This window comes from Dyella sp. EPa41 (genome assembly GCF_016586165.1).
In the GTDB taxonomy this organism is placed as follows: Bacteria; Pseudomonadota; Gammaproteobacteria; order Xanthomonadales; family Rhodanobacteraceae; genus Dyella.
In genome coordinates this window covers 20,740-46,856 of record NZ_BCPR01000018.1, presented here as the reverse complement: position 1 = coordinate 46,856, position 26,117 = coordinate 20,740, and the positions used below count along the sequence as shown (strand labels likewise).

24 protein-coding genes are annotated in these 26,117 nt (G+C 66.2%); 9 read left to right on the top strand and 15 right to left on the bottom strand.

The genetic code is table 11. The features are described from left to right. Positions 1-206: 206 nt before the first annotated feature. Entirely contained in the window at positions 207-1,646 is a 1,440-nt protein-coding gene (locus tag JMF82_RS08185; RefSeq protein ID WP_201314036.1) for an amino acid permease, read from the top strand. 56 nt (positions 1,647-1,702) lie between these two features. Here the strand turns inward: JMF82_RS08185 and JMF82_RS08180 are convergent, their stop codons facing one another. The 13 genes from JMF82_RS08180 to pyrH all read right to left on the bottom strand — a co-directional run bounded on the left by JMF82_RS08180 (position 1,703) and on the right by pyrH (position 15,263). Then, positions 1,703-1,918 (bottom strand): hypothetical protein, encoded by a 216-nt coding sequence (locus JMF82_RS08180; RefSeq protein ID WP_201314035.1) that lies wholly within the window; start codon positions 1,916-1,918, stop codon positions 1,703-1,705. A 419-nt stretch (positions 1,919-2,337) separates the two neighbouring features. Continuing rightward, positions 2,338-2,964 carry a ribonuclease HII gene (gene rnhB, locus JMF82_RS08175; RefSeq protein ID WP_201314056.1) on the bottom strand — a complete coding sequence of 209 codons (627 nt, stop codon included), beginning with the start codon at positions 2,962-2,964 and terminating at the stop codon, positions 2,338-2,340. 13 nt (positions 2,965-2,977) lie between these two features. Beyond that, positions 2,978-4,189: a lipid-A-disaccharide synthase gene (gene lpxB / locus JMF82_RS08170; protein WP_201314034.1), complete on the bottom strand. Its 1,212-nt coding sequence runs from the start codon at positions 4,187-4,189 to the stop codon at positions 2,978-2,980. Between the two features lie 74 nt (positions 4,190-4,263). Beyond that, positions 4,264-5,037, bottom strand: coding sequence for an acyl-ACP--UDP-N-acetylglucosamine O-acyltransferase (lpxA, locus tag JMF82_RS08165; RefSeq protein ID WP_201314033.1), 774 nt, complete (start codon positions 5,035-5,037; stop codon positions 4,264-4,266). Further along, entirely contained in the window at positions 5,034-5,507 is a 474-nt protein-coding gene (gene fabZ / locus JMF82_RS08160; protein ID WP_130619964.1) for a 3-hydroxyacyl-ACP dehydratase FabZ, read from the bottom strand. The genes lpxA and fabZ overlap by 4 nt, the downstream gene beginning before the upstream one ends. Next, positions 5,500-6,528 (bottom strand): UDP-3-O-(3-hydroxymyristoyl)glucosamine N-acyltransferase, encoded by a 1,029-nt coding sequence (gene lpxD / locus JMF82_RS08155; RefSeq protein ID WP_201314032.1) that lies wholly within the window; start codon positions 6,526-6,528, stop codon positions 5,500-5,502. The genes fabZ and lpxD overlap by 8 nt, the downstream gene beginning before the upstream one ends. A 118-nt stretch (positions 6,529-6,646) precedes the next feature. Further along, entirely contained in the window at positions 6,647-9,097 is a 2,451-nt protein-coding gene (bamA, locus tag JMF82_RS08150) for an outer membrane protein assembly factor BamA (protein WP_201314031.1), read from the bottom strand. 202 nt (positions 9,098-9,299) lie between these two features. After that, positions 9,300-10,646, bottom strand: coding sequence for an RIP metalloprotease RseP (gene rseP / locus JMF82_RS08145; RefSeq protein WP_201314030.1), 1,347 nt, complete (start codon positions 10,644-10,646; stop codon positions 9,300-9,302). Between the two features lie 22 nt (positions 10,647-10,668). Continuing rightward, entirely contained in the window at positions 10,669-11,856 is a 1,188-nt protein-coding gene (locus tag JMF82_RS08140; RefSeq protein WP_201314029.1) for a 1-deoxy-D-xylulose-5-phosphate reductoisomerase, read from the bottom strand. Continuing rightward, positions 11,853-12,671 (bottom strand): phosphatidate cytidylyltransferase, encoded by an 819-nt coding sequence (locus JMF82_RS08135; protein ID WP_201314028.1) that lies wholly within the window; start codon positions 12,669-12,671, stop codon positions 11,853-11,855. The genes JMF82_RS08140 and JMF82_RS08135 overlap by 4 nt, the downstream gene beginning before the upstream one ends. A 330-nt stretch (positions 12,672-13,001) precedes the next feature. Next, positions 13,002-13,748, bottom strand: coding sequence for a polyprenyl diphosphate synthase (gene uppS / locus JMF82_RS08130; RefSeq protein ID WP_201314027.1), 747 nt, complete (start codon positions 13,746-13,748; stop codon positions 13,002-13,004). A gap of 19 nt (positions 13,749-13,767) precedes the next feature. Continuing rightward, positions 13,768-14,325 (bottom strand): ribosome recycling factor, encoded by a 558-nt coding sequence (gene frr / locus JMF82_RS08125; protein ID WP_201314026.1) that lies wholly within the window; start codon positions 14,323-14,325, stop codon positions 13,768-13,770. Between the two features lie 215 nt (positions 14,326-14,540). After that, positions 14,541-15,263 carry a UMP kinase gene (pyrH, locus tag JMF82_RS08120; protein ID WP_201314025.1) on the bottom strand — a complete coding sequence of 241 codons (723 nt, stop codon included), beginning with the start codon at positions 15,261-15,263 and terminating at the stop codon, positions 14,541-14,543. A gap of 120 nt (positions 15,264-15,383) precedes the next feature. Between pyrH and JMF82_RS08115 the strand changes: the two genes are divergently transcribed. Next, positions 15,384-15,971, top strand: a complete 588-nt coding sequence (locus JMF82_RS08115; protein ID WP_201314024.1) for a hypothetical protein — start codon at positions 15,384-15,386, stop codon at positions 15,969-15,971. Between the two features lie 61 nt (positions 15,972-16,032). Here JMF82_RS08115 and tsf read toward each other — a convergent pair whose 3' ends face one another. Next, positions 16,033-16,911: a translation elongation factor Ts gene (gene tsf / locus JMF82_RS08110; RefSeq protein ID WP_201314023.1), complete on the bottom strand. Its 879-nt coding sequence runs from the start codon at positions 16,909-16,911 to the stop codon at positions 16,033-16,035. A gap of 58 nt (positions 16,912-16,969) precedes the next feature. Further along, positions 16,970-17,851, bottom strand: coding sequence for a 30S ribosomal protein S2 (gene rpsB, locus JMF82_RS08105; RefSeq protein ID WP_201314022.1), 882 nt, complete (start codon positions 17,849-17,851; stop codon positions 16,970-16,972). A 331-nt stretch (positions 17,852-18,182) separates the two neighbouring features. Between rpsB and map the strand changes: the two genes are divergently transcribed. The 7 genes from map to dapE all read left to right on the top strand — a co-directional run bounded on the left by map (position 18,183) and on the right by dapE (position 26,108). Beyond that, a complete protein-coding gene (gene map / locus JMF82_RS08100) occupies positions 18,183-18,950 on the top strand; it encodes a type I methionyl aminopeptidase (RefSeq protein WP_201314021.1) in 768 nt (255 codons plus the stop codon). 405 nt (positions 18,951-19,355) lie between these two features. Next, entirely contained in the window at positions 19,356-22,004 is a 2,649-nt protein-coding gene (gene glnD / locus JMF82_RS08095) for a [protein-PII] uridylyltransferase (protein ID WP_201314055.1), read from the top strand. Positions 22,005-22,144: 140 nt separating this feature from the next. After that, complete coding sequence (gene dapD, locus JMF82_RS08090; RefSeq protein WP_201314020.1) at positions 22,145-22,972, top strand: 2,3,4,5-tetrahydropyridine-2,6-dicarboxylate N-succinyltransferase; 828 nt, start codon at positions 22,145-22,147, stop codon at positions 22,970-22,972. Continuing rightward, positions 22,969-23,325 (top strand): Spx/MgsR family RNA polymerase-binding regulatory protein, encoded by a 357-nt coding sequence (locus JMF82_RS08085; protein WP_201314019.1) that lies wholly within the window; start codon positions 22,969-22,971, stop codon positions 23,323-23,325. The genes dapD and JMF82_RS08085 overlap by 4 nt, the downstream gene beginning before the upstream one ends. A 13-nt stretch (positions 23,326-23,338) precedes the next feature. After that, the gene (locus JMF82_RS08080) at positions 23,339-23,836 is read left to right on the top strand and encodes a DUF2165 domain-containing protein (protein ID WP_201314018.1); all 498 of its coding nucleotides are present in this window, start codon (positions 23,339-23,341) and stop codon (positions 23,834-23,836) included. Positions 23,837-23,852: 16 nt separating this feature from the next. Beyond that, entirely contained in the window at positions 23,853-24,914 is a 1,062-nt protein-coding gene (locus tag JMF82_RS08075) for a VIT1/CCC1 transporter family protein (protein WP_201314017.1), read from the top strand. 60 nt (positions 24,915-24,974) lie between these two features. Beyond that, positions 24,975-26,108 (top strand): succinyl-diaminopimelate desuccinylase, encoded by a 1,134-nt coding sequence (gene dapE, locus JMF82_RS08070; protein WP_201314054.1) that lies wholly within the window; start codon positions 24,975-24,977, stop codon positions 26,106-26,108. Positions 26,109-26,117 lie beyond the last annotated feature (9 nt).

The window sequence follows — 26,117 nt, the reverse complement described above, 5'->3', positions numbered from 1 at the left end:
TTCGGTTCCAACGGGCGGTAAAGCAGACTGCGCGGGCCGAAGCCCTCCCCTGGAGGCATGGTAGTCCCCGTCTGTGACCGGCAACAACGTGCCTCGGCCACGAGGTGCTCCGGACTTCTGGCGGTTGCGGGGGCTCGCCGCGGCTGGCATGGTTCAGGACTTTTCACCCAGGGACGGTGGCCCGTCCGGGCTTCCGAAGGCACTGCATGTCACTGATCCGCTCACTGTTCACCGTCAAGCCCATCGAGGCGTCGCTTTCCGTGGGCGACAACCTGCGCCGCACGCTCGGCCTCAAGGACCTGATCGTATTGGGCGTGGGCGCGGTGATCGGCGCGGGCATCTTCGTGATCACCGGACAGGCGGCCGCCGAGCATGCCGGCCCCGCGCTGACCATCTCCTTCGTGCTGGCCGGCCTGGCGGCGGCCCTGGCGGCGCTCAGCTATGCCGAGTTCGCGGCCATGCTGCCGGTGTCGGGCAGCGCCTATGTCTACGCTTACGCCACGTTCGGCGAACTGCTGGCGTGGTTCATCGGCTGGAACGTGGTGGCCGAGTACCTGCTGGCGGTGTCGTCGGTGGCGGTGGGCTGGTCCGGTTACGGCGTGGGCCTGCTGCACAGCATGGGCATCGATATCCCGTCGGTATGGGCCAATGCGCCGCTGTCGTTCCGCGACGGTCATTTCGTGGCGACCGGCGCCTGGCTCAACCTGCCGGCCCTGCTGGTGGTCGCGGCGATCACCGCGCTGCTCTACGTAGGTACCCGCCAGTCGACCCTGTTCGCCAGTTTCGTGGTGGTGCTGAAGGTGCTGGTCGTGGTGCTGTTCGTGGTGTTCGGCCTGCAGTACGTCGACCCTTCGCTGTGGCATCCCTACGTGCCGGAAAACCAGGGTGGCGACCACTATGGCTGGGCCGGCGTATTCCGCGCGGCCACCAGCGTGTTCTACGCCTACATCGGCTTCGACGCGGTGGCCACCGCGGCGCAGGAAACGCGCAATCCGCAGCAGAACGTGCCGGCCGGCATCCTCATTTCGCTGGCGGTCTGCACGGTGCTCTACATCATCGTGGCGGCCGTGCTCACCGGCCTGGTGCCATACCCGCAACTGGCCACCGCCGAACCGGTGGCGACCGCGCTGGCCGCCCACCCGGCGCTGGCGTGGCTGAAGCTGCTGACCCAGGTGGGCGCGGTGGCCGGCCTCACCTCGGTCATCCTGGTGATGCACATGGGCCTGGCCCGCATCCTCTACTCCATGGCCGGCGACGGGCTGCTGCCGCGCCTGTTCGGCGCCGTGCACGAGCGGTTCCGCACGCCGCATCGCACCACCTTGCTGGTGGGCTGCGTGGGCGGCCTGCTGGCGGCGGTGTTCCCGCTCAGCCTGCTGGGTGACTTGTTGTCGATGGGCACGCTGTTGGCCTTCTCCACGGTGTGCGTGGGCGTGCTGGTGCTGCGTCGCACGCACCCCGACCTGCCACGCGGCTTCCGCGTGCCGGCGGCCCCGGTGGTCTGTTCGCTGGGCGTGCTGGTCTGCCTGTTCCTGCTTGCGCAGATGAACGCGGGCAACTGGATGTTGCTCGCGAGCTGGACCGCCATCGGCATGCTGATCTACATCGGTTACGGCTACCGGCACAGCGCGCTGCGCAGCCGCGGCTGAGTCTTGCCCCACGGACGACGGCACGCCAGCGGTGCCGCCGTCGACCCGGTTCTCGATCAGCCTGAGATGTGGAAACGCCCGTCGCCGAGCGGCCCTTCGATGTAGTGGTCGAAGCGCCGCACCGACAAGGGATGCCGGTCGTAATCCACGTGCTGGTATTCGGCGTCCACGATGGCCGTGAGTTCGTCGGAGGAAAGCAACCCGGCGGTTACCTCGATCGACGTCTCGTCCGGCGACGGGGCGAAGTCGGATGGGCGGTTGGGAAGCGTCATGGCACCACTCCTGCGGTCTAATGCGCGCGATGATTTGCAGGCCGCATGGCGGGGACCATGCGGGTCGACCCGTGCATCCATGCCTCGGCGGAAGCGCACCGCGCCGCGGAATGGCGCGTGACGGTGTCGCGTTGCGGCCCTACCTGTGGCGGCCCGGTGACTTCGTTTCCTGTATCCGTTCGGATGCGGCAGCGGCGGAAAAGGTTGCCTGCTGGAAAACACGCTGGGCAGTACGCGATACAGCCGCTGTTTCCTGGCTTTGCAGCGGTCGCGTCGCAGGTCGCGGCCTCTTGCGAAGTCGACTGTATTCTAGCTCCGTTGCACGCGCATGACGTGGCCCATAGGGCATGCTCGCGCATGCGCTTCTTGGCCTTCTTGATGCTTGGGGATGGCGCCTGTTTGGTCGTCCAATCACGCGCTCAGAACAACACGCCCTGGTCCACCAGGATCTTCACCGGCGCAAAACTGCGGCGGTGTTGCGGGCAGGGGCCCAGCCGCTTCAGTGCAGACAGATGGAAGGGCGTGGCATAGCCCTTGTGCTCGGCGAAACCGTAACCGGGATACTCGCGATCGAGTTCGACCATCCAGCGATCGCGGCTCACCTTGGCGAGGATCGACGCGGCGCTGATGGCCGGTTCGAGCGCGTCGCCTCCGATGATGGCGCGGCCGGCGCAGGGCAGTTCGCGCGGCAGGGCATTGCCGTCGATCCATGCTTCGTGCGCCGAGGGATTGAGGCCGGCCAGCGCACGGCACATGCCGGTCATGGTGGCCTGGAAAATATTGATGCGATCGATCTCATCGGCCGTGACCAGCACGACGCAATACGCCAGGGCACGATCCACGATCTTCTCGTAGAGCGCCTCGCGCCTGGCTTCGGTGAGCTTCTTGGAATCATCCAGGCCGCGGATTTTCGGACGCGACGGATCGAGGATGACGGCGGCGACCGAGACGGGGCCCGCCAAGGGACCGCGTCCGGCTTCATCCACGCCGGCGATGAGACGAACCACGGTTTCGCCGGTGGCTGCGACTGACGTCGGCACGTCCATCTTCAAGGTCGAACTAGCCACGTGCAGCCTCCACCAGTTCGGCCACGGCATCGGCTGCCAGGTCGCCTGCGTGGCCTTCCAGGTCGCCGCGCAGGGCACGGTGCAGCTGTTCGAATGCCGTCACGATCGCGCCACGCCGCTCGCTGTCCTGGAACAGCGCCAGTGTCGCATCGGCGAGTTTTTCGGGCGTGAAGTCGTCCTGCATCAGCTCGGGTACGAGCACGACCTTCTCGCCCATGCCCCCGGCGCGCGCCAGGATGTTGGGCAGCGAGTAGACGTCCGTCTTCAGCATGTTGAGCATGCGCGCGATGCGATAGCTCACCGGCGATACACGATAACCCACCACCATCGGCCGCTTCGCCAGCATCGCCTCCAGCGCGGCGGTGCCGGATGCGAGCAGCACGACGTCGGCGGCCAGCATCGCCTCGTGCGCGTGGCCGTCCAGCAGCAGCGGCGCGTCGTCGCCTGTTGCATCGCCCAGCAGGGTTTTCAGCGTGGCGTGCACCCGCTCATTGGCGGCCGGCACGATCACGCGCAGGCCGGGCAGGGCGGTGGCCACTTTGCGGGCCGCCTCGATGAAGCTGCGCCCAAGCCGCTCGATCTCCGACGCGCGGCTGCCCGGCAGCACGGCCAGCACGGGTACGTTGTGCGGCAGCCCCAGGAAGTCGCGCGCACCGGCGCGGTCGGAAACCATGGCAAAGCGGTCGGCCAGCGGATGGCCGACGAAACGCGCGTCGACGCCATGCCTGGCATAGATCGGCGGTTCCATCGGGAACAGGCACAACACGCGGTCCGCGCTGCGGCCGATCTTTTCCGCGCGTTTCTCGCGCCATGCCCACACCGAAGGGCTGACGTAGTGCACGGTACGCAGGCCTGCCTCGCGCAGGCGCTTCTCCACGCCAAGATTGAAATCCGGCGCATCGATGCCGATCACCACGGCGGGCTTTGCGGCGACCAGCCGCGCGACCAGTTCCTTGCGCAGGCGAAGCAGGCGCGGCAGATGCGAGATCACCTCGACGAAGCCGAACAGCGACAGTTCCTTGATGTCGTACCAGGACTCGAACCCGGCCGCCTGCATGCGCGCGCCGCCAATGCCGGCGAAGCGCGCGTCGGGATAGCGGCGCCGCAACGCGGCGATGAGATCGGCGCCCAGCTGGTCGCCGGAGTCTTCACCGGCGACGATGGCAATGAGGGGGGGCTGGTTTGTAGTGTCAGTGGGAGTCATGGCTTATGAAGGAGACAAAAGCAAACTCCCGTGCCTCATGCTGATATGGGCGAAGCCCATGTCAGCGGCCCATATCAGCGTGCCAGCGAGCGTTCGCTGCGATCGAGGAATTCCAGCATGGCGCGCACGTCCTCGCTGTCGGCCGCCTGGGACACCAGCTGCTCGCGCGCGTCGGACAGGGTAAGGCCGGCCATGTACAGCGTGCGGTACGCGCGCTTGATCGCGGAAATGCGCGACGCGTCGAAACCGCGGCGCTTGAGGCCTTCGCTGTTGATGCCGCGCGGACGACCGCGCTGCTCGTTGGCCATCATCACGAACGGCGGCACGTCCGAGCCCAGCAGGCAGCCCATGCCGATGAACGCGTGCGCGCCCACCTTGCAGAACTGGTGGGCGCCGGAAAAGCCCGCCATCACGACCCAGTCGCCCACTTCGACATGGCCGGCCAGTGCCGAATAGTTGGAGAACACCGTGTGGTTGCCGATCTGGCAGTCGTGCGCAACATGCACGTAGGCGAGCAACCAGTTGTCGTTGCCGATGCGCGTGACACCACCGCCATCACCCGTGCCACGGTTGATGGTGACGAATTCGCGGATCTGGTTGCGATCGCCGATCACCAGTTCGGTGCGCTCGCCGGCGAACTTCTTGTCCTGCGGTGCGCCGCCGAGCGAGGCGAACTGGCTGATGCGATTGTCACGGCCAATGCGGGTCGGCCCCTCGATCACCACGTGCGGTCCGATCACCGTGCCTTCGCCGATATGCACGTCGGCACCGATCACGCTGAACGCGCCGATGGTGACGTTGCTGGCGATGACGGCCGACGGATCGATCTGCGCGGTGGGGTGGATCATTTCTCGGACCTCGCGGCGCACATCAGCTCGCAGCTCGCCACTTCCTTGTCGCCCACCATCGTGCGCGCCTCGAACAGGCCCATGCTGCGCAGCAGGCGCTTGAGCGTCACTTCCAGGCGCAGCTGGTCGCCCGGCACCACCGGCGCGTTGAAGCGCGCGTTGTCCACCTTGGCGAGATAGAACAGCGGGCTGCCCGTGTTGCCCTTGAGGCGGCTGGAGATCTGCGTGAGCAGGCCGGCGGCCTGGGCCATGGCTTCCACGATCAGCACGCCCGGCATCACCGGATGGCCCGGGAAGTGACCCTGGAAGAACGGCTCGTTGATGGTCACGTTCTTGAGGGCGACCACGCTCTTGTCGGGGACGAGTTCGATCACGCGGTCGACCAGCAGGAACGGATAGCGGTGCGGCAGCAGCTGCTGGATATGTTCCACAGTCACGGGAAGGTGGAAAGGCACGGTGAGGTCACTCATTGTTGCTGTCCTTCTCCAGCGCCGAGAGTCGGCGCGCGTATTCATCGAGATGCTTGAATCGGGCTGCGTTCCGGCGCCACAGTCGGTTTTCCTGCAGCGGGACGCCCGAAGAATATTCGCCGGGCTCGCGTATGGAGTGCGTGACCAGGCTCTTGGCGGTAATGGTAACCCGGTCGGCCACTTCCAGATGGCCCAGCACCCCGGCATTGCCGCCGATCATGCAGTAGCGGCCGATCCTGGCGCTGCCGGCGACCGCGGCGCAGCCGGCCAGGGCGCTGTGCGCGCCGATGTGGACGTTATGGGCGATCTGGATCTGGTTGTCCAGGCGAACGTCCTCTTCCAGCACGGTGTCGTCCAGCGCGCCGCGATCAATGGTGGTGTTGGCGCCTATCTCGCAGTCGTCGCCGATGCGCACCCCGCCGAGCTGGGGCAGCTTGATCCAATGGTCGCGGTCGAAGGCGAGGCCGAAGCCGTCCGAGCCGATCACCGCGCCCGGATGCACCAGCACGCGCTTGCCCAGGCTCACGCGGATCACCAGCGTCACGCGCGCCACCAGGCGCGATTGCGCGCCGACCGTGCAATCGGTACCGATGATGCAATGGGGGCCGAGGATCGCGCCGTCCTCCACGACGGCACCGTCTTCGATCACGCAGCCCGGGCCGATGCTGGCGGTCGGCGCGACACGCGCGTTCGGCGAAACCACCGCCGTGGGATGGATACCCTGCGGCGAGGCCGGCAGCCGTTCAAACAGCGCGGCGATTTTGGCGTAGGCCACGTAAGGGTCGTGCGCGACGAGCGCCGCGGTGGGGCTGTCGGCCACGTTCTCCTCGCGCATGACCACCACGCCAGCACGGGTGGAGGCCAGTTGCGAGGCGTACTTGCTGTTCGAAAGAAAGCTGAGTTGGCCGGGACCCGCGCCCGCCAACGTGCCCACGCCATCGATGACGCGGTCGCCATCGCCATGAAAGGCGAGGCCGAAGCGGTCGGCCAGCCCGGACACGGTGGTTTTGAAGACGCTCATGCTTGGCTCCCTGCAATCGGGCCATTGTAGGAGGAGGCGCCACCGGGCGCATGAAAAAAAGAAAGCGCGGCAGGGCCGCGCCTTCTCTCCATGGGCCGTTCCAGCCCGGCTATGCCAGTTAGAACTGGCTGCCGAAGGTGAACTGGATGCGCTCCTCGTAGTGGCTGTCGTCCTGCTTGGTGCGGATCGGCACGGCGAAGTTGATGATCAGCGGGCCGATCGGCGCCTGCCAGTGCAGCGAGATACCGGTCGAGGCGCGCAGTTCGCTCGCCTTGAAGCTCTGGTAGTCCTGGTACACGTTGCCGACGTCGACGAACCACGACACGCGGGCCGTGTTGATGTCCTTGAGGAACGGCAGCGGCAGGTACAGCTCGGCCGTGCCCAGCACCTTGAACGCACCGCCGATCGGCTGCGCGTACGAGTAGTAGCCGCCGGTACAGGTGCCGTCCTTGTTGGGCTGGATCGGCGAGCCATCGGCGTTCGTGCCGGTACACACGCGGGGGCCCAGGGTGTTGTCCTGGAAGCCGCGCACGTCGCGCACGCCGCCGGAGTAGTAGTTTTCCCAGAACGGGAAGGTGACCGGATCGCCCGCCTTGTAACTGGTGCCGCCGTCGTAGTCGAACGTCTGGCCATAGGCCTTGCCGTAGCCGACCTGGCCGTCCAGGTACAGCACGAAGCCCTTGCCGATCGGCCAGTAGTGGTTCGCCTCGCCGAAGATCTTGTAGTACTGCACGGTGGAGCCCGGCAGCGCGATGTCGGTCGACAGCGAAATCAGGCCGCCGCGCGTCGGTGCCCAGTAACCGTTGCGGGTGTCGTGGGTCCAGCCGATGGTCGCGTCCCAGGTGTGGATGGTCTTGTGACCGATCGCGTTCTGGTAGTCGATCATGATCTGCGGCGAGTAGTTCACCGTGGTGACGGTGTTGCCGTTGAGCGTGTCGACGTACTGGTAGGCGAGGTTGATCTTGTTGCTGCTCAGGCCCAGTCCGGTACGGATGTTGTCCGTTTCCGAAATCGGGAAGCTGAGGAAGCTCGAGAACGACTTCATCGAACTTTCGTAGTTCACGAAGTCGCTGTTGGTGTCGGCGTAGTTGCTCTTGGTGTAGCCGGCGTTGTAACCGATGCCCACGCCGCTGTCGGTGAGGTACGGGTTGAAGTAGCTCGCGTTGATCGACGTGGAGTAGTCGCTGCGCGACGCGCCCACGGTGAAGCTGTCACCGGTGCCGAGGAAGTTGTTCTGCGACACCGACGCGGACAGGATGATGCCCGAGTACTGCGAGTAACCCACGCCGAACATCAGGCTGCCGGCGGACTGCTCTTCGACCTTCGCGGTCAGGTCGACCTGGTCCTCGGTGCCGGGCACCAGGGCCTTGTCGATGTTGACGGTCTTGAAGTAGCCCAGGCGCTGCAGGCGGATCTTGGAGCGGTCGATCGCCGGCTGCGAGAACCAGCTGCCTTCCAACTGGCGCATTTCGCGGCGCATCACGTCGTCTTCCGTGCGGGTGTTGCCCTGGAAGATCACGCGGCGCACGTACACGCGCTTGCCCGGCTCGATGTAGAGCGTGAGGTCGACGGTGCGCTTGTCCTTGTCCAGCTTCGGCACCGGCGTCACCTTGGCGAACGCATAGCCGATGCTGGCGAGGATGCTCTTGATCGAGTTGGTGCTGGCCTCGATGGCCTTGCGGTTGAAGGTGTCGCCCTTCTTCACGTACACCAGCTGCTTGAGCGATTCCTCGGGCAGGATGAGCTCGCCGAGCAGGTGCACGTCGGAGATGGTGTAGATGTCGCCTTCCTTCACGCTGGCGGCGATGTACATCGTGCGCTTGTCCGGCGCGATGGTCACCTGCGTGGAGTCGACGCCGAAGTCGGCGTAGCCGCGATCCATGTAGTAGGACTGCAGCTTCTCGAGGTCGCCGCTGAGCTTCTCGCGCGAGTACTGGTCGTCCTTGGAGTACCAGGACATCCAGTTGGACGTGTCCGACTCGAAGCCCTTGCGGATTTCCTTGTCGGTGAACGCCTTGTTGCCGACGATGTTGATTTCCTTGATCTTCGCGACCTTGCCTTCGCGGATCTCGATGTCGATGGCGACGCGGTTGCGGTCGAGGTTGGTTACGTGCGGCTCGACCGACACGTTGTACTTGCCGCGGTTGTAGTACTGGCGCACCAGTTCCTGCTGCACGCGGTCCAGCGACAGGCGGTCGAAGGTTTCACCCTCGGACAGGCCGATCTCCTTCAGGCCCTTGCGCAGGTCGTCTTCCTTGATGTCCTTGTTGCCGCGGATGTTGAGCTTGGCGATGGACGGGCGCTCGACCACCTTGATGACCATGATGTCGCCTTCGCGGTCGACTTCCACGTCACTGAAGAACTTGGTCTGGTACAGGGCGCGGATGGCGCGCTGCGCACCGTCGTTGGTGAGGCGGTCACCCCGGTTGACGGGCAGGTAGTTGAGCACCGTGCCCTGGGAAATGCGGCTTAGGCCATCGATACGGATATCGGAAACGACAAACGGCTCGAAGGCGAGTGCATTGGCGGACAGTGAGGCAAGCAAGATCAGGGCGGCGATACGCTTCATCGTCGATTCCGTTGTTTTTTATTCCGATGAGGCGGCCTGGGCCGCCCGATCAATGCGTGAAGCCAGGACAAGCCCAGCCTTGAATGGGTGCTTGCATCTTCCCCGGATGCGGCGGGTCAACCATCGCGTCGTGCCGGCGGCTTGCACCGCAGGTACGCCTTGCCCCCGGACACGGCGCGACTCCCAGCAAGGTCAGCGCGCGTCACGAAGGCAGGAAGCGATGGATGTCGTTGTAGAAAGCCAGTCCCATCAACGTAAACAGCAGGATCAGGCCGACATACTGACCGGCCATCATTGCGCGTTCGCTTAAGGGGCTGCCCTTGACCAACTCGATAAGGTAATACAGCAGGTGACCCCCGTCCAAGACGGGGATGGGCATCAGGTTGAGCACGGCGAGGCTGAGCGACACCAGCGCCAGGAATTCGATGAACCAGGTGGCGCCCATGCTGGCCGAGGCATTGGCCACCTGGGCGATGCCGATCACGCCGGAGAGGTTCTTGGTGGAGGCCTGGCCGCTGACCATCTTGCCGATCATGTTGAAGATCGACATGGCGCGGTCCCAGGTGGTACCGAGGGAGGCGGCGAGGGCCTTGGCCGGCCCGTAGCGCACCAGCGCCTCTTCCGGTTGCGGCGGACGGATGCCGATCAGCCACTGCGCGGGGCGGCCCTCGAACGACTTCTTGACCGCGGTGACGGTCAGCGTCATCGGCTGGCCTGCGCGCTCGATGGCGATGGTCAGCCTGGGCGACTTGGCCGCTTCATCCTTCACCAGGTTGCCGAAGGCGTCGAAGTCGGCCACCGGCTGCCCGTTGACGCTGACCAGCCGATCGCCGCCGCGCATGCCCGCGGCCTGGGCCGGGTCGCCCTCGGTGACGATGGCGGCGACGGCCGGGAGCGGCGCGGGCTTCAGGCCCAGCTTGTCCAGATACTGGTCGATGCCCTGGCCGGCCGGCAGCTCCTGCAGCGGCAGCACCACATGGCGCTCGGCGCCGTCGGTGCCGCGCACATCCAGCGGCAGCGGTTCGCGGCCGAGCATGGCGTTGGCCACGGCTTCCAGCGAATCGCTCCAGGTGGCGACCGGCTTGCCGTCGATGCGCAGCACGCGGTCACCGGGGTGGATGCCGGCCTGCGCAGCCAAGCTCTGCGGCGCGGCGGTGACCAGCGGGGCGATGTCCGGCTTGCCCAGCATGAACATCAGCCAGAACGCCACCACGGTGAAGATGAGGTTGAACGCAGGGCCCGCCGCGACGATCGCGATGCGCTGCCAGACGGGCTTGCCGGTGAATTCCTGGCCGGCCAGCGCGGGATCGACGTCGCCTTCGCGCGCGTCGAGCATCTTCACGTAGCCACCCAGCGGAATCACCGCGACCTGATACTCGGTGCCGTCCTTGCCGATGCGCTTCCAGATGGCCTTGCCGAAGCCTACCGAAAAGCGGAGCACCTTGACGCCGCAGCGGCGGGCGACCCAGTAGTGGCCGAATTCGTGAAAGGTCACCAGCACGCCAAGCGTGACCAGCAGCCAAAACACGGATCCAAGAAGAGTATTCATCGGTAAGAGCTTATCAGGCTTGTCAGCAAGCGTTGCGGAGAATGCGCCGGGCGGCCTCGCGTGCCGAACGGTCTCGTTCATTCAGGGTCTGCACATCGACCACAGCTTGAGACGGCAGTTCCGCAAGGACGCTTTCGACGAGGTCGGCAATGCCGAGGAAGGGCAGTCCGCCGGCCAGGAAGGCCTCCACCGCCACCTCGTTGGCCGCATTGAGGATGGCCGGCGCGTCGCCGCCGGCGCGCAAGGCCTGGAAGGCCAGGGCAAGGCAGCGGAAGGTGCCCAGGTCCGGCTGCTCGAACGCCAGCGGCGCCGAGGTGGCGAGATCGAGCGGCGAAACGCCGGCTTCGACACGCGTGGGCCAGGCCAGCGCGTGCGCGATGGCGGTGCGCATGTCGGGATTGCCCAGCTGCGCGAGCACCGAGCCGTCCACGTACTCCACCATCGAATGCACGAGGCTTTGCGGATGCACCAGCACGTCGATGGTGTCCGGGGTGGCGCCGAACAGGTGGTGCGCCTCGATCACCTCGAGGCCCTTGTTCATCAGCGTGGCCGAATCCACCGAAATCTTGCGGCCCATCACCCAGTTCGGGTGCTTGCAGGCCTGCTCAGGCGTCACGCCGGCGAGTTCGGCACGCGTACGGCCGCGGAACGGACCGCCGGAGGCAGTGAGGATCAGCCGGCGGACGCCGTTGCCTTTCAGGTCCGGACGACCGCCTGGCAGGCACTGGAAGATGGCGTTGTGCTCCGAATCGACCGGAATCAGCTCGCCGCCGCCGATCGCCAGGGCCTCCAGCAGCAACGGCCCGGCCATGACGATCGATTCCTTGTTGGCCAGCAGCAGGCGTTTGCCCGTGCGGGCCGCCGCCAGCGTGGAATCGAGGCCGGCGGCACCGACGATGGCGGCCACCACGGTGTCGCACACCGCGCCCGATACCGCCGCGGTGATCGCGTCGTGGCCGCTCGCGATGTCACAACGCACGCCTGCTGCGGCGAGGCGCCGGGCGAGCTCGCCTTCCAGCGCGGCATCCGCGATGACGGCCAGCTCGGGGCGATGGCGGACGCAGAGATCGGCGAGCGCGGCGACATTGCTGTGCGCCGTCAGCACGGTGGCGCGGAAACGCTCCGGGTGCCGGGCGATCACGTCCAGCGTGCTGCCGCCGATCGAACCGGTGGCGCCCAGGACCGCAACGTGGCGAAGTGCGGTGCTCATAGGCCCAGCAGCAGCTTGCCTGCAGCGAACACGGGGAGGGCGGCGAACACGCTGTCGAGGCGATCGAGCAGGCCGCCATGGCCGGGGAAGAGGTTGCCCGAATCCTTCACGGCGGCGTGGCGCTTCATCAGGCTTTCCAGCAGGTCGCCCACCACCGAGGCAACCACGGTCAACACCGACAGCACCAGCAGGCCGAACAGCTTGCCGCCTTCGACGCCGAGCATCAGCCCACCGGCGACGGTAACCAGCGCGCCCGCCACGAAGGCGCCATACACGCCGGCCCAGGTCTTGCCCGGGCTGATGGTGGGGGCGAGCTTGCGGCGGCCGAACATGCGGCCGCTGAAATAGGCGCCGATATCGGCGGCCCAGACGATGAATAGGGCCAGCAAGGTCCACCAGTGGCCATGCTCGCCCGTGCCGTGAATGGAGACCACCGACACCCAGGCCGGCACGATCACCAGCAGGCCAGCGCCCAGCTTCATCAGGCTGTTTTCGCGCGTGGGGGCGGCGCCGAAGGCGAAGTGGCGCAGCCATTGGCCGACGACGATCCACCAGGCGACGCCGACGCCGATCACCACGGGCCACCAGGCCGTGCCGCGTGCACACCAGCACAGCGCGAACAGGATGGCCGTCAGCACCAGCAAGCCGATGCGCGGCGCGGTTTCCTTGAGGCCCGACAACCGGGTCCACTCCCACATCGCGGCCAGGAAGGCGATGACGACGATGGGCGCGAACAGCCAGGTCGGCGTCAGCAGGATCAGTGCGATCACCAACGGAGCGAGCAGCAAGGCGGTGAGGGTGCGCTGAAGCAGCATGCGGGTCCTTAGAGCCTGTTCAACGTCCCCCCGTGGCCCGCGCCGGGAGCTGTTGGCGCGCAGACCAAGGAAGAACGATGGAACGATGGAGTGTACGTCCGTACACGACTGAGTGATGGCGCCGGGCTGTGAGCAAACAGACCCGGCCCGCGCGCGGGGAGGCGCCATGGATGGCGCCGGCTTTGAGGAGCGGGGAAGGGTTGTTCATGCCAAGGCTCCAGCGAGCGGCTCGCGACTTGGCCTGACGGCCAGCCAGGCGCGGCGTCACGATCCATTCGCTGGAGCCTTGGGATGAACAACGCGGGCTACGTGGGGACATTGAGCAGGCTCTCAGTTGGCCTGGCGGGCGACTTGTTCGCCGGTCTTGCCGTAACGGCGTTCGCGGCGGGCGTAATCGTCGATGGCGTGCTGGAGGCTCGCCTGGTCGAAATCAGGCCACAGGGTATCGGTGAAATGCAGTTCGGCGTAAGCCAGTTGCCACAACAGGAAGTTGCTCACGCGGCATTCGCCGCCGGTACGGATGAACAGGTCCAGCGGCGGCAGCTCCGCCAGGCACATCCAGTGGCCCAGCAGCTTTTCGTCGATGTCGTCGGCGCGCAGTTCCCCGCGCGCCACGGCTTCGGCGGCCTTGCGCGCCGCCTGGACGATGTCCCAGCGCCCGCCGTAGTTCACCGCGATGTTGAGGTGCAGCGCATCATTGCCGGCGGTGCGGGCCATCGCCCCGGTCATGCGCTGGCGCAGGCCATTGTCGAATGCATTGAGGTCGCCCACGAAGCGGATGCGCACGCCGTTGCCGTGCAGCTCGTCCACTTCCTTGTCGAGCGCGCGCACGAACAGTTCCATCAAGGCGCCGACTTCTTCCTCGGGGCGTTTCCAGTTCTCGCTGGAAAACGCGAAGAGGGTGAGGACTTTGACGCCCTGGCGCAGGCAACCCTCGACCACGTTGCGCACGGCCTTGCGGCCCGCGTTGTGGCCGAAGGTGCGTGGTCGGTGGCGGAGCTTTGCCCAGCGGCCGTTGCCATCCATCACGATGGCAATGTGGCGCGGTATCCGCGCGGAATCGGCGCTGGTGGTCATGGTGAGGGCGCGATGGCGCTCAGAGCGCCATCAGCTCCTCTTCCTTGTTCTTGACGACGCCGTCGACGTCCTTGACGAAGCGGTCGGTGAGCTTCTGGATCTCGTCCTCGGCACGACGCTCGTCGTCCTCGGTGATCAGCTTTTCCTTGAGCAGATCCTTCACCTGCTGCATGGCGTCGCGGCGCACGTTGCGGATGGCGATCTTGGCTTCCTCGCCTTCATGGGCCACGTGCTTGGCCAGCTCGCGACGGCGCTCTTCGGTGAGCGGCGGCATGTTGAGGCGGATGGTGGTGCCGGCCGTGTTCGGCGTGATGCCGATGTCCGAGGCCATGATGGCCTTTTCGATCGGGCCCACCAGGGTTTTCTCGAACGGGGTGATGATGATGGAGCGCGAATCGCCCAGCGCGACCGTGGCCACCTGGTTCAGCGGCATGTCGGAGCCGTAGTACGGCACCTTAATGCCGTCGACCAGGGCGGTGCTCGCGCGGCCCGTGCGCAGGCGCGTCAGGCTGTGCTTGAGCGAATCGATGCTCTTGCCCATGCGGGTCTGGGCATCGTTCTTGATGTCATTGAGCATGGGTAACCCCTTGAACCGTGCAAGCCCGCGAGTATAGCAGGGGGGCGAGGGGCGTTGGAGCGAAGCGGTTTCCTCCGCTCCCCGCCGGAGAGCGTATCGAGGTAAGGGGCGGGTGCTCGCGGAAGCGTTTCATCGACGCATCGCCTGGATGTTGCACTACGGCAAGATTGGCCCCCACCCCCGCCCTCTCCCCGGGGGAGAGGGCGCGCAAGGCTTCAGTTGTCGGAGACGATGGTGCCGACCGCTTCGCCGTGCATGATGCGCATGAGGTTGCCTGCGACCGTCATGTCGTAGATGCGCAGCGGCATGCCGTGGTCACGGCACAGCGCGATGGCAGCGGTGTCCATCACGGCGAGCTTGCGCTCGATCACCTGGTCATAGGTGAGCTGGTCGTAGCGCGTCGCGTCGGCGTGGCGAGCCGGGTCGGCGGTGTAGACGCCGTCGACCTTGGTCGCCTTCAGCAGCAGGTCCGCGCCCACTTCCACCGCACGCAGCGCGGCGGCCGAATCGGTGGTGAAGAAGGGGTTGCCGGTGCCTGCGGCGAACAGCGCGATGCGGCCCTTCTCGATGTGGCGGATCGCGCGGCGGCGGATGAAATCCTCGGCGACGTCGTGGATCTGGATCGCGCTCATGACGCGGGCGAAGCCGCCGCGGCGTTCGATGGCATCCTGCATGGCCAGCGCGTTCATCACGGTCGCGAGCATGCCCATGTGATCGCCGGTCACGCGATCCATGCCGGCGGCCGCGAGGCCCGCGCCGCGGAAGATGTTGCCGCCGCCGATGACCACGCCGATCTGCACGCCGGCCTTCTGCACTTCGATGATTTCATCGGCCAGGCGACCGATCACCTTGGGGTCGATGCCGTAGTCCGCCTCGCCCATGAGGGCTTCACCGGAGAGTTTGAGCAGGATGCGGCGGTATTTAAGCGGTGCGCTCATGGGGTCTCCGGATTGTGTGATGCAAACCGCCGCATTGTAGCGAGAGCGACGCATGCCTGTAAGAGTTCCGTGGCGTTGCAGTTAGCATGGAGTGCATTTCCACGGACCGGGAAGCGGGGCATGGGCTGGCGCACGCATTACTTCGGCAAGGAAAACCCGGCCACGGGCCATCGCATCGCGATCCATTCGATCATGGCGGTGCTGGCGCTCGCGCTCTACGGCATGTGGAACGACTTCATTCCGGAAGAGTGGCTGCCGTGGTGGGGACTGTGCGTATCGGCCGTCCTTGCCGCCCTGCTGACGGGGTGGCTGACATGGTTGATCCTCAGCGGGCGCAACCCAGGGTACCGGCGCGGGCCAGCCGACCTGATCGTCCTCTCGCCCCTGATGTTCGTGGCATCCGGCGGGTTTCTGTGGATGGCGCTGGTGCACGGTGCCGCGGGCGCATACACCCGGCTGTTCGGTGCAACGCATGCGGAAGTGGCAACGCTGAGGCTGGAGCGCCGCTCCGGACGGGAGTGCCACTACCAGGCGACCGGCTGGCGCCTCGACTATGCCATGCCTGGCCATCTATGCGTCCGTTCGTCGTACTACGAGTCCTTTCCTCGGCACCGGGTTGAGATGGAGCTGCGAGGCCAGCGCAGCGCGTTCGGCTTCAACGTATCAAGCCTGCATCACCACGCCGATCTCGGCCTTGATCGCCCATGAGCAGGCAATAAAAAAGCCGCGGTTTCCCGCGGCTTTTTCGATGTTGCGTGGAACGGGCTGCTTAGCCCTGCATCGCCTTGGCGACTTCGGCCAGGTAGTCTTCCTGCACCTTCTCGATGCCTTCGCCCACGGCCAGGCGAACCACGGCCACGACGTCGGCGCCTTCCTTCTTCAGGACTTCGCCCACGGTGGTGTTGGTGTCGATCACGTACGGCTGGCCGACGAGGGTCACTTCCGAGACGATCTTGTTGATCTTGCCGGAGATGATCTTCTCGAGGATTTCGGCCGGCTTGGCCTTGTCCTTCTCGGTCATCTGGCTCAGCGCGATTTCCTTTTCCTTCTCGACGAACTCGGCCGGCACGTGCTCCGGCTTGATGTGCGGCGGGTTCATGGCGGCCACATGCATGGCGATGCCCTTGGCCAGCTCTTCCGAGCCACCCTTGAGCGCCACGATCACGCCGATCTTGCCGCCGTGCGAGTAGGTGGCCAGCGGGCCATCGTTCGCGATGCGGGCCACGCGGCGCACTTCGATCTTCTCGCCGATGGTGGCGGTCTGTGCCTTGGCGGCGGACTCGACGTTGTCGGCGCCCGGGAAGGCGGCAGCCTTGGCGGCGTCGATGTCGGCGGCGCCCGAAGCCAGCACGGCCTCGGCGACGTCGTTGGTGAACTGGATGAAGTTCGGCGCCTTGGCGACGAAGTCGGTCTCGCTGTTCACTTCGACCAGTACGGCCTGGCCGTTGGCCTGGGCGGTGGCGATGCGGCCTTCGGCGGCCACGCGGTCGGCCTTCTTGTCGGCCTTGGCCAGGCCGGTCTTGCGCAGGTACTCGACCGCGGCGTCGATGTCGCCGTTGTTCTCGACCAGCGCCTTCTTGCAATCCATCATGCCGGCGCCCGAGCGCTCGCGCAGTTCGCTGACCAGTTTTGCGGTGATAGCAGTCATCTGGAATCCTCAAAAACTTTGATGCGCCCCGACCCTTGCGGGCCGGGGCAGGGAGGGCTTACTCGCCGTCCGACTCTTCGTTGCGACGGCCGCGGCCGCCACGGTCGCCGCGCGGTGCGCCAGCGCCCTTCTTGGCCGGGCCGCGGTTGTTGCGGTCGTCACGGCGCGGGGCGGCCTTGCGCTCTTCCTTGGCAATCGGGTTGCCTTCTTCGTCGAGCTCGACGAATTCGTTGGCGTCGCCCTGGGCGGCAGCCGGCGCGGCGGCCTTGCCTTCCAGGATGGCGTCAGCGGCAGCGCGGGCGTACAGCTGGATGGCGCGGATGGCGTCGTCGTTGCCCGGGATGGCGTAGTCGACCAGTTCCGGGTTGTAGTTGGTGTCGACCACGGCGATGACCGGGATGCCGAGCTTCTTGGCTTCCTGCACGGCGATGTCTTCATGACCGATGTCGATGATGAAGAGGGCGTCCGGCAGGCGGTTCATGTCCTTGATGCCGCCCAGCGAGTTCTCCAGCTTCTCGCGCTCGCGGCGACGGGCCAGCACTTCGTGCTTGACGAGGCGGTCGAAGCTGCCGTCGGTCTCGGCGGCTTCCAGCTCCTTGAGGCGGGCCACGGACTGCTTGACGGTGCGGAAGTTGGTCAGCATGCCACCGAGCCAGCGGGCGGTGACGAACGGCATGCCGGCGCGCGCGGCCTCTTCGGCCAACGGCTCACGGGCCGAACGCTTGGTGCCGACGAACAGCACGGTGCCACGCTTCTGGGCCACGGCCGACAGGAAGTTCATCGCGTCGGTGAAGAGCGGCAGGGTCTTCTCGAGGTTGATGATGTGGATCTTGCCGCGGGCGCCAAAGATGTACGGGGCCATCTTCGGGTTCCAGTAACGGGTCTGGTGACCGAAATGCACGCCAGCTTCGAGCATCTGGCGCATGGTGACTTGAGCCATGGGTAAAACTCCGATTGTTGGGCCGGCTAGGCCCGGGGGTTGGGACCTCCACGCATCCCCGACTTCGACCCTGGCAACCCGTATGATGTGGAGGGTTGGCCAAGGCACCCCGAAGGCGGTGCCGATACGTGTGTGGCGATTTAAAGTGTCCAATCAAGGACTTGTGGGGCTTGCACCGCAACGCGGTTACAATCTCCCCCGCTTTGCGACTACCGCGCCGCCCGTTGAAACGGACAGGTCGGGTCAGCAAAACTTCGAAATTGTAGCCGGTACGCCGGCGGCGCGGCAAGTTGCTGGATTTCTGGGCAATTGCCGCCATATGAGCACAGCTATGGCAGTCACCCTGAAAACCCCCGAAGACATCCAGTCCATGCGCGAGGCCGGCAAGCTGGCCGCCGAAGTGCTGGCCATGCTCAAAGAGCACGTCAAGCCCGGTGTCACCACCGAGGACCTTGACCGCCTCGCCTACGAGCACATCACCAAGGTACAGAAGGCGATTCCCGCCAATGTCGGCTACAACGGCTTCCCCAAGACGTTGTGCACGTCCGTGAACCACGTGATCTGCCACGGCATCCCGAGCCCGGCCAAGCTGCTGAAGGATGGGGACATCATCAATCTCGATGTCACCGTCATCAAGGACGGCTGGCACGGCGATACCAGCCGCATGTATTTCGTCGGTACCCCGTCGGTGCTGGCCAAGCGCCTGGTCGACACCACCTTCGAGGCGATGATGCAAGGCATCCGCGCCGTGCGCCCCGGCGCCACGCTGGGTGACATCGGCGCGGCGATCCAGAAGCACGCGGAAGCGGCCGGCTTCTCGGTGGTGCGCGAGTACTGCGGCCACGGCATCGGCAAGGTCTACCACGACGAGCCGCAGGTGCTGCATTACGGCCGCTCGGGCACGGGCCTTGAGCTGAAGAAGGGCATGACCTTCACCATCGAGCCGATGGTCAATGCGGGCAAGCCGCAGACCAAGCAGTTGCCGGACGGCTGGACGGTGGTCACCAAGGATCATTCGCTGTCGGCGCAGTGGGAGCACACCATCGCGGTGACGGATGACGGGTTCGAGATTTTGACGCCTTGGCCGGATGCGGCGTGAGGTTTGAGGGAGGGTCGCTTCGGCGGCCCTTCTTTTTTTTGGGCGAATGTCGCTTCACGCGACATCGAGCCCCCGCTTTCATCCTCCCGCGCCGTGACGGCGCGTGTTTGCGGTTGGCCTCCCTGTAGGAGCGCACCCTGTGCGCGACATCCTTTCGCGACAGTCTCCACGGTCGTCATCCCGGCGTAGGCCGGGATCCAGTAGCGACAGTCTTCGGCTGTCGCGACACGGCTAGGTTGCCGCCTACGCAGCGGGCGTTTCGATGAGGAGCGAGGAGAGGGCTGGGGTGAGGGGTGGGGCTTGCGGTCGCCCTTCGAAATTTCCTCGCCAATTTCATCAACACATGACTGCTTCCAGGCGCCATGCATGGCAGACTTGCTGCACTGCCACACGCGTCTGCTGACCATGCCCGTCGCCCCGATCGTGCTGCCCCCTTTGCCTCGTCTGCCCGTGGCGGTGCCGCGCTCGGGTGTGTCGAGCGATGCGCGCCGGGCGTTGCGCCAGTTGCTGGGGGATGTGGACCGCGCGCTGGCGACGGCGTTTCGGCAGGGCGCCGATGCCACCGCATTGGCGCATCGGCGCAGCGAGTCGGTGCAGCGCATCGTGGTGCATGTGTGGACGGCCTGCCTGGGCGAGGTGAGTGACGCGGCGTTGTTCGCGGTGGGCGGTTTTGGCCGGGGTTTGCTGTTTCCGCATTCGGACGTCGATCTGCTGGCGCTGGTCGGGCCTTCCGAACCGGCGCGTCTTCGTGCGCTGGAGCAGTGTTTTGCCACGCTTTGGGATATCGGCCTGAAGGTCGGTCATGCGGTGCGCGATCTCGCGCAATGCCGTGCATTGGCCGCGGAGGACGCCAGTGTCTTTACCAGCCTGCTCGACGCACGGCGCCTGGTTGGCGATGCGGCGATGGAAGCGGGGCTGGCGGCGATCATCAACGATCCGGCCTTGTGGCCGCCTGCGGCGTATCTCGCCGTTCGCCTCGCCGAGCGCGACGCGAGGCATGCGCGCTACAACGACACGGCGTACAACCTGGAGCCCAACCTGAAGGACGGCCCCGGCGGACTGCGCACGCTCGATTCATTGCGTTGGCTGGGAAGGCGCCTGGCGCATGCGGATGACTTCGACGACATGGTGGCCGAAGGCTTGCTCGATCCCGCGGAGAAGGACTCGCTGGAGCAATCCGAGGCCACCCTGCGCCGCTATCGTTTCGCGCTGCACCTGGAAGCGGGTCGTGCGGAGGAACGCCTGCTGTTCGACTACCAGCGTGCGCTCGCTGCCAGCCTTGGTTTCCAGGACGAACACGAGAAGAACCTCGGCGTCGAGCAGTTCATGCAGGGGTATTACCGCGCGGCCAGCCAGGTGGAACGGCTTGGCGTGCAGATCGCGGAGCGTTTCGAGGAAATGCTGGAGCCGCCGACCGCCGCGCAGCCGGTAGGCGAGGACTTCGTGCGCTACGGCAAGCGCCTCGCCGCGCGTGATCCCGATATTTTCATGCGACGTCATGCGGCGCTCGTCGAAGCCTTCATCGCGCGGCTCGGCGAACCGGGCATCACCGGTTTCACGGCGGACACCATGCGACGCATGCACCAGGCCTCGGCCGCGCTGGATGGTTCGCTGGGCGATGATCCCGACGTGCTGGCCGCGTTCCTGCGATTGCTTCGCCTGGGGGCGCCGGCCGTGGAAGCGTTGTGGCGGATGAATCGCCATGGCCTGCTGGCCGCGATCCTGCCCGCCTTCGGCAAGGTGTTCGGCCGCATGCAATACGACCTGTTCCACGTCTACACGGTGGATGAGCACACGCTGCGCGTGCTGCGCAACGTGGCGCGCTTCGCCGACCCGGGGGCGTCGTCGGAATTCCCCATCGCCTGCGAGATCTGGCCGACGTTGCCCAAGCCGGAATTGCTGCTGCTGGCTGCGCTTTTCCACGATATCGCCAAGGGGCGCGGAGGCGACCATTCGGTGCTCGGCGAGGAGGAGGCGCTGGCCTTCGGCGCGCGCCTGGGCCTGCCGGAGGAGGACACGCAACTGGTGGCATGGCTGGTGCGCTGGCATCTGCTGATGAGCACCACGGCGCAACGTCAGGACATCACCGATCCCGACGTGGTGCAGCGTTTCGCCGAGACGGTGGGTGATTCCGCGCGACTGGACTATCTCTACCTGCTGACCATCGCCGACATCATCGGTACCAGTCCCAAGCTGTGGAACGGCTGGAAGGACCGCCTGCTGGCGGACCTCTATACGGCTACACGCTATGCGTTGCGCAGCGAGGACGAGTTGCCGTCCGATGCGGTGGCCCGGGTGTCCGCCTGCCGCGAGCAGGCGCAGGCGATATTGGCCGGGGAGGGCTATGCGCCCGACACGCTTGCACGCGTGTGGCGCGGTTTTCCCGAGCAGAGCTTTCTTCGCCATCGACCCGAGCAGATCGCGTGGCAGACGGCTGCGATCCTGGAGGCGCGGGGCGCCACGCCACTGGTCGCCGTGCATCCGCAGTCGGTGCGTGGCACGACCGAACTCTTCGTCTATACGCCGGACCGCGATGGCCTGTTCGCCGCGGTGGCGATCATGCTCGACCGGCTGCATTTCTCGGTGATGGAGGCGCGCATCCTGAGTTCCTCCACCGGCATGGCGCTGGATACCTTCCTCTTGCTGGAGTCGGAGTCGCAGCAGCCGGCCTCGCCGGAGCGCTCCGAAGAGCTGAAGCAACGCCTGCACCGCGCCCTTTCGCAGCCGGGGCACGTCCACCAGCCGTCACGACGCAGCATGTCGCGACACCTCAAGCACTTCCAGGCGACGCCGAAGATTTCCTTCAGCACCACCGGCGGGCGCACGCGACTGGCCCTGGTGTGCAGCGATCGCCCCGGATTGCTCGCGGCCGTGGCGCAGGTGATGTTCGAGTCGGGCGTGCGCGTGCATGACGCGCGCATCGCCACCTTCGGCGAGCGCGTGGAGGACTTTTTCCTGATCACCAATCGCCATGACGCGCCGCTCGGCATCGACCAGCAGGACAAGCTGCTCCATGCGCTGCTGGATCGATTGGGCACCAGCCGGGCAGCCTGACGGTGCCGCGTGGCGCGCGGGCGTCGGGATCCTGATCGGACGAACGGCTATTTCGGCCGCGTACGGCCATTTCCTGTGTCGGTGACCCCGCGGCTGCGTTAGCATTCGTGGGTATCCCACTCAGTCCTGCGAAACACCCCATGCAAAGCATCGAGTCCCTCATCGAGGACGCCTTCGAGCGTCGCAACGAACTGACCCAGGCGGAAATCGAGACGCATCTGCGTCCGGCCGTGGAGCAGGTCATCAACCTGCTCGAAAGCGGCGAGCGCCGCGTGGCCGAGCCGGACGGCAAGGGCGACTGGGTGGTGAACCAGTGGATCAAGAAAGCGGTGCTGCTGTATTTCCGCATCAACGGCAACCAGGTGGTCGACGGTGGCCCGGCGCTGGCCTTCGACAAGGTGCCGCTGCGCTTCGCGCATGGCAACGATGCCGAACTGCAGGGCCTGGGCGCACGCGTGGTGCCGGGCGCACTGGTGCGTCGTGGCGCACATGTGGCCAAGGACGCCGTGCTGATGCCCAGCTACGTGAACATCGGCGCCTACGTGGGCGCGGGCACCATGGTCGACACCTGGGCCACGGTGGGTTCGTGCGCGCAGATCGGCGCGAGCGTGCATCTGTCCGGCGGCGTCGGCATCGGCGGCGTGCTGGAACCGCTGCAGGCCAACCCGACCATCATCGAGGACCACTGCTTCATCGGCGCGCGTTCGGAAGTGGTCGAAGGCGTGATCGTGGAGAAGGGCAGCGTGATCGGCATGGGTGTGTTCCTGGGCCAGTCCACGCGCATCTACAACCGCGCGACCGGCGAGGTCAGCTATGGCCGTGTGCCTGCGGGCAGCGTCGTGGTGGCCGGCAGCCTGCCTTCCAAGGACGGCACGCACAGCCTGTACGCGGCGATCATCGTCAAACAGGTGGACGAAAAGACCCGTAGCAAGACCGGCATCAACGAACTGCTGCGGAGCGCCGAATGAGCGTGACCCTGTACGGCCTCACCACCTGCGATACCTGCCGCAAGGCTCGCAACTGGCTGGACCGATTCGACGTGCCGCACACCTTCGTCGACTACCGCGCCAACCCGGTGCCGGCCGCGACGCTGAAGGCCTGGGCGCAGCAATTGGGCGGTTGGGAAAAGCTGGTCAACAAGGCCTCGACCACCTGGCGCAACCTGCTGCCGCAGCGCAAGAACCCGGGCAGCGATCCGGAGTGGACGCTGTTGCTCAAGGAGTATCCGGCGCTGGTGCGTCGTCCCGTGGTGTTGCAGGACGACGGTTCGGTCAGCGTCGGCTTCACCGACAACGGCTTCAAGAAGCTGTTCGGACGCTGAGGGGAGGCGCTCCATGGTGGTGCGCCTGTCCAAGATCCTGCTGATGGCCGCCATCGCGTTGTGGCTGACGCTGGTCGCCTTCGGCAACCTTACCGATTACGGCAGCAACTGGCCCTTCGTACAGCATGTACTGGCGATGGACACGATCTTTCCGGGCGCGGGCATCCACTATCGCGCCATCACCTCGCCGCTGCTGCAACGCGTGGCCTATGCGCTGATCATCGCGGTCGAAACGCTTGCCGCCGTCTTGTGCGGCCTGGGCGCGTGGCGTCTTTGGCGCGCGCGCACGGCGGGCAGCGAAACCTTCCATCGGGCCAAGCGGCTGGGCGTGCTCGGCATCACCACCGGGATGCTGCTGTGGCTTGGCGGTTTTCTCGCCGTGGGCGGCGAGTGGTTCGGCATGTGGATGTCCACGCAATGGAACGGGCTGGAAAGCGCCTTCCGCTTCGTGGTGGTGTTGTTGGCCGCGCTGGTCTACCTGGGGCAGCGCGAGGAGCCGTTGGACGAATGACTCTCCTGGAACCGGTATGACCACGCCACGCACGCAGCGCTTCCGCAGCAACCTGCGCATCGAGCGCGACAACGCCGTGCTGTACCGGCGGTTGGCCAAGCTTGCGCGCAACGAGCGTCTCGCCACCGCTTATCGGCGCATCGCGGACATCGAGCAGACCAACGCGGGTTTCTGGGAGGCGCGGCTGCGGGAGCACGGCGAGGCGGTGCCTCCGCAGCGCACGGGTGTGCGCGTGAAGGTGCTGGGCTGGCTGGCCGCGCGGTTCGGCACCGAGTTCGTGATGCCCACGGTCGTGCGCATGGAGCACGCGGACCATCTGGCCACGCCGGTGGACCGGCAAGGGCAGCGCAACCACTTCGCCGACGACGCCTTGCCGATGCGGCATGGGCGGCATGCCACGCAGAGTGGCAACACGCTGCGTGCCGCCGTGCTGGGCGCCAACGACGGGCTCGTTTCCAATACCAGCCTGGTGATGGGCATGGCCGGTGCGTCGAGCGGCGATCACGCCGTGCTGCTCGCGGGCCTTGCGGGTCTGGTGGCGGGCGCGTGTTCGATGGCGCTGGGCGAGTGGTTGTCGGTGAACAGTTCGCGCGAGTTCTACCAGGCGCAGATCACCGAGCGCGCCGAGCGCCTGGCCGTCGCTCCCGAAGACGGCATGCAGTACCTGGCGCGCACCTATCGCGAAAAGGGCCTGGACGCCAAGGCCGCGGACGCGCTGGCCAGGCATCTGCTGGACACGCCGCGCGCCGCGCTGGACACGATGGTGCGCGAAGATTTGGGCGTGGATCCCGCCGATCTTGGCGGCTCCGCCTGGAGCGCCTCGATCTCTTCGTTCTGCCTGTTCGCCTTCGGCGCCATCTTTCCCGTGGCACCTTACTTCGTGCTGCATGGGTCGCAGGCGTTGACGGCAAGCATCGCAACGACCTTCGTCGGGCTCGTGCTCATCGCGCTCGGCACGTCCCTGTTCACTGGCCGTGGCCTGCTGTTCTCCATCGCGCGGCAGGTGGGCATCACGCTGTCGGCCAGCGCCATCACCTATCTGGTAGGGCACCTGCTCGGCGCCGCGATCACGGGTTAGCGGGCGCGCCGGGCATCGCTTGGTATGCTGTCGCAGCCTTTCCCCCTCGACCCGTACGCCATGACCGATGTGCTCGAACTTGCCAGTGACCTGATCCGTCGTCGCTCGACGACACCGGACGATGCCGGTTGCCAGGCGGTGCTGGCGGAGCGGCTCGCCCGCGCCGGTTTTCGCTGCGAATCGTTGCGCTATGGCGACGTCGACAATCTGTGGGCGACCCATGGCGAAGGCGCGCCGACCCTGGTGTTCCTGGGGCATACCGACGTGGTGCCCACCGGGCCCGTCGAAGCGTGGAGCAGCGATCCGTTCGAGCCGTCCATTCGCGATGGCTATCTGTACGGACGTGGCGCCGCCGACATGAAGGGCTCGGTGGCGGCGATGGTGGTGGCGCTTGAAGCATTCGTGGCGGCGCATCCGCGGCACCGCGGGCGGGTGGGGCTATTGCTGACCAGCGACGAGGAAGGTCCGGACAATCTCGATGGCGTGCGCCGTGTCGCCGGGCATTTTCGCGCCAAGGGCGAGCGCATCGATTGGTGCGTGGTCGGCGAGCCGTCCTCGAAGGAGCGCTTGGGCGACCTGATCCGTGTAGGCCGTCGTGGCTCGCTGTCGGGCACGTTGACCGTGCGTGGCGTGCAGGGGCACGTGGCATACCCGGAAAAAGCCAGGAACCCCATCCACGCCTTCGCACCGGCGCTTGCCGAGCTCGCCGCCGAACGATGGGACGAAGGCAACCAAGATTTTCCGCCCACGTCGTTCCAGGTTTCCAACCTCAACGCGGGCACGGGCGCGAACAACGTCATCCCGGGCACGCTCTGCGCGCTGATCAATTTTCGCTACAGCACGGCGAGCCGTGCCGACGACCTGCGTGCGCGCACCGAAGCGATCCTCTCGAGGCACGGGCTCGATTGGCAGATCCAGTGGTCGCTTTCCGGCGAGCCTTTTCTTACGCCGCCCGGCGGCGCGGTTCGCGATGCGGTGATCGCGGCATGCCGCGAGCTGTGCGGCATCTCGCCGGAGGAGAGCACCGGCGGCGGCACCTCGGACGGCCGCTTCATCGCACCGCTGGGCGTGGAAGTCGTGGAGCTCGGCCCGGTGAATGCGACGATCCACAAGGTGGACGAGTGCGTGGCCGTGGCCGACCTCGAAAAGTTGCCTTCGCTCTACCAGGCCGTCTGCGAAAAACTGCTGGGCTGACGACAAGCG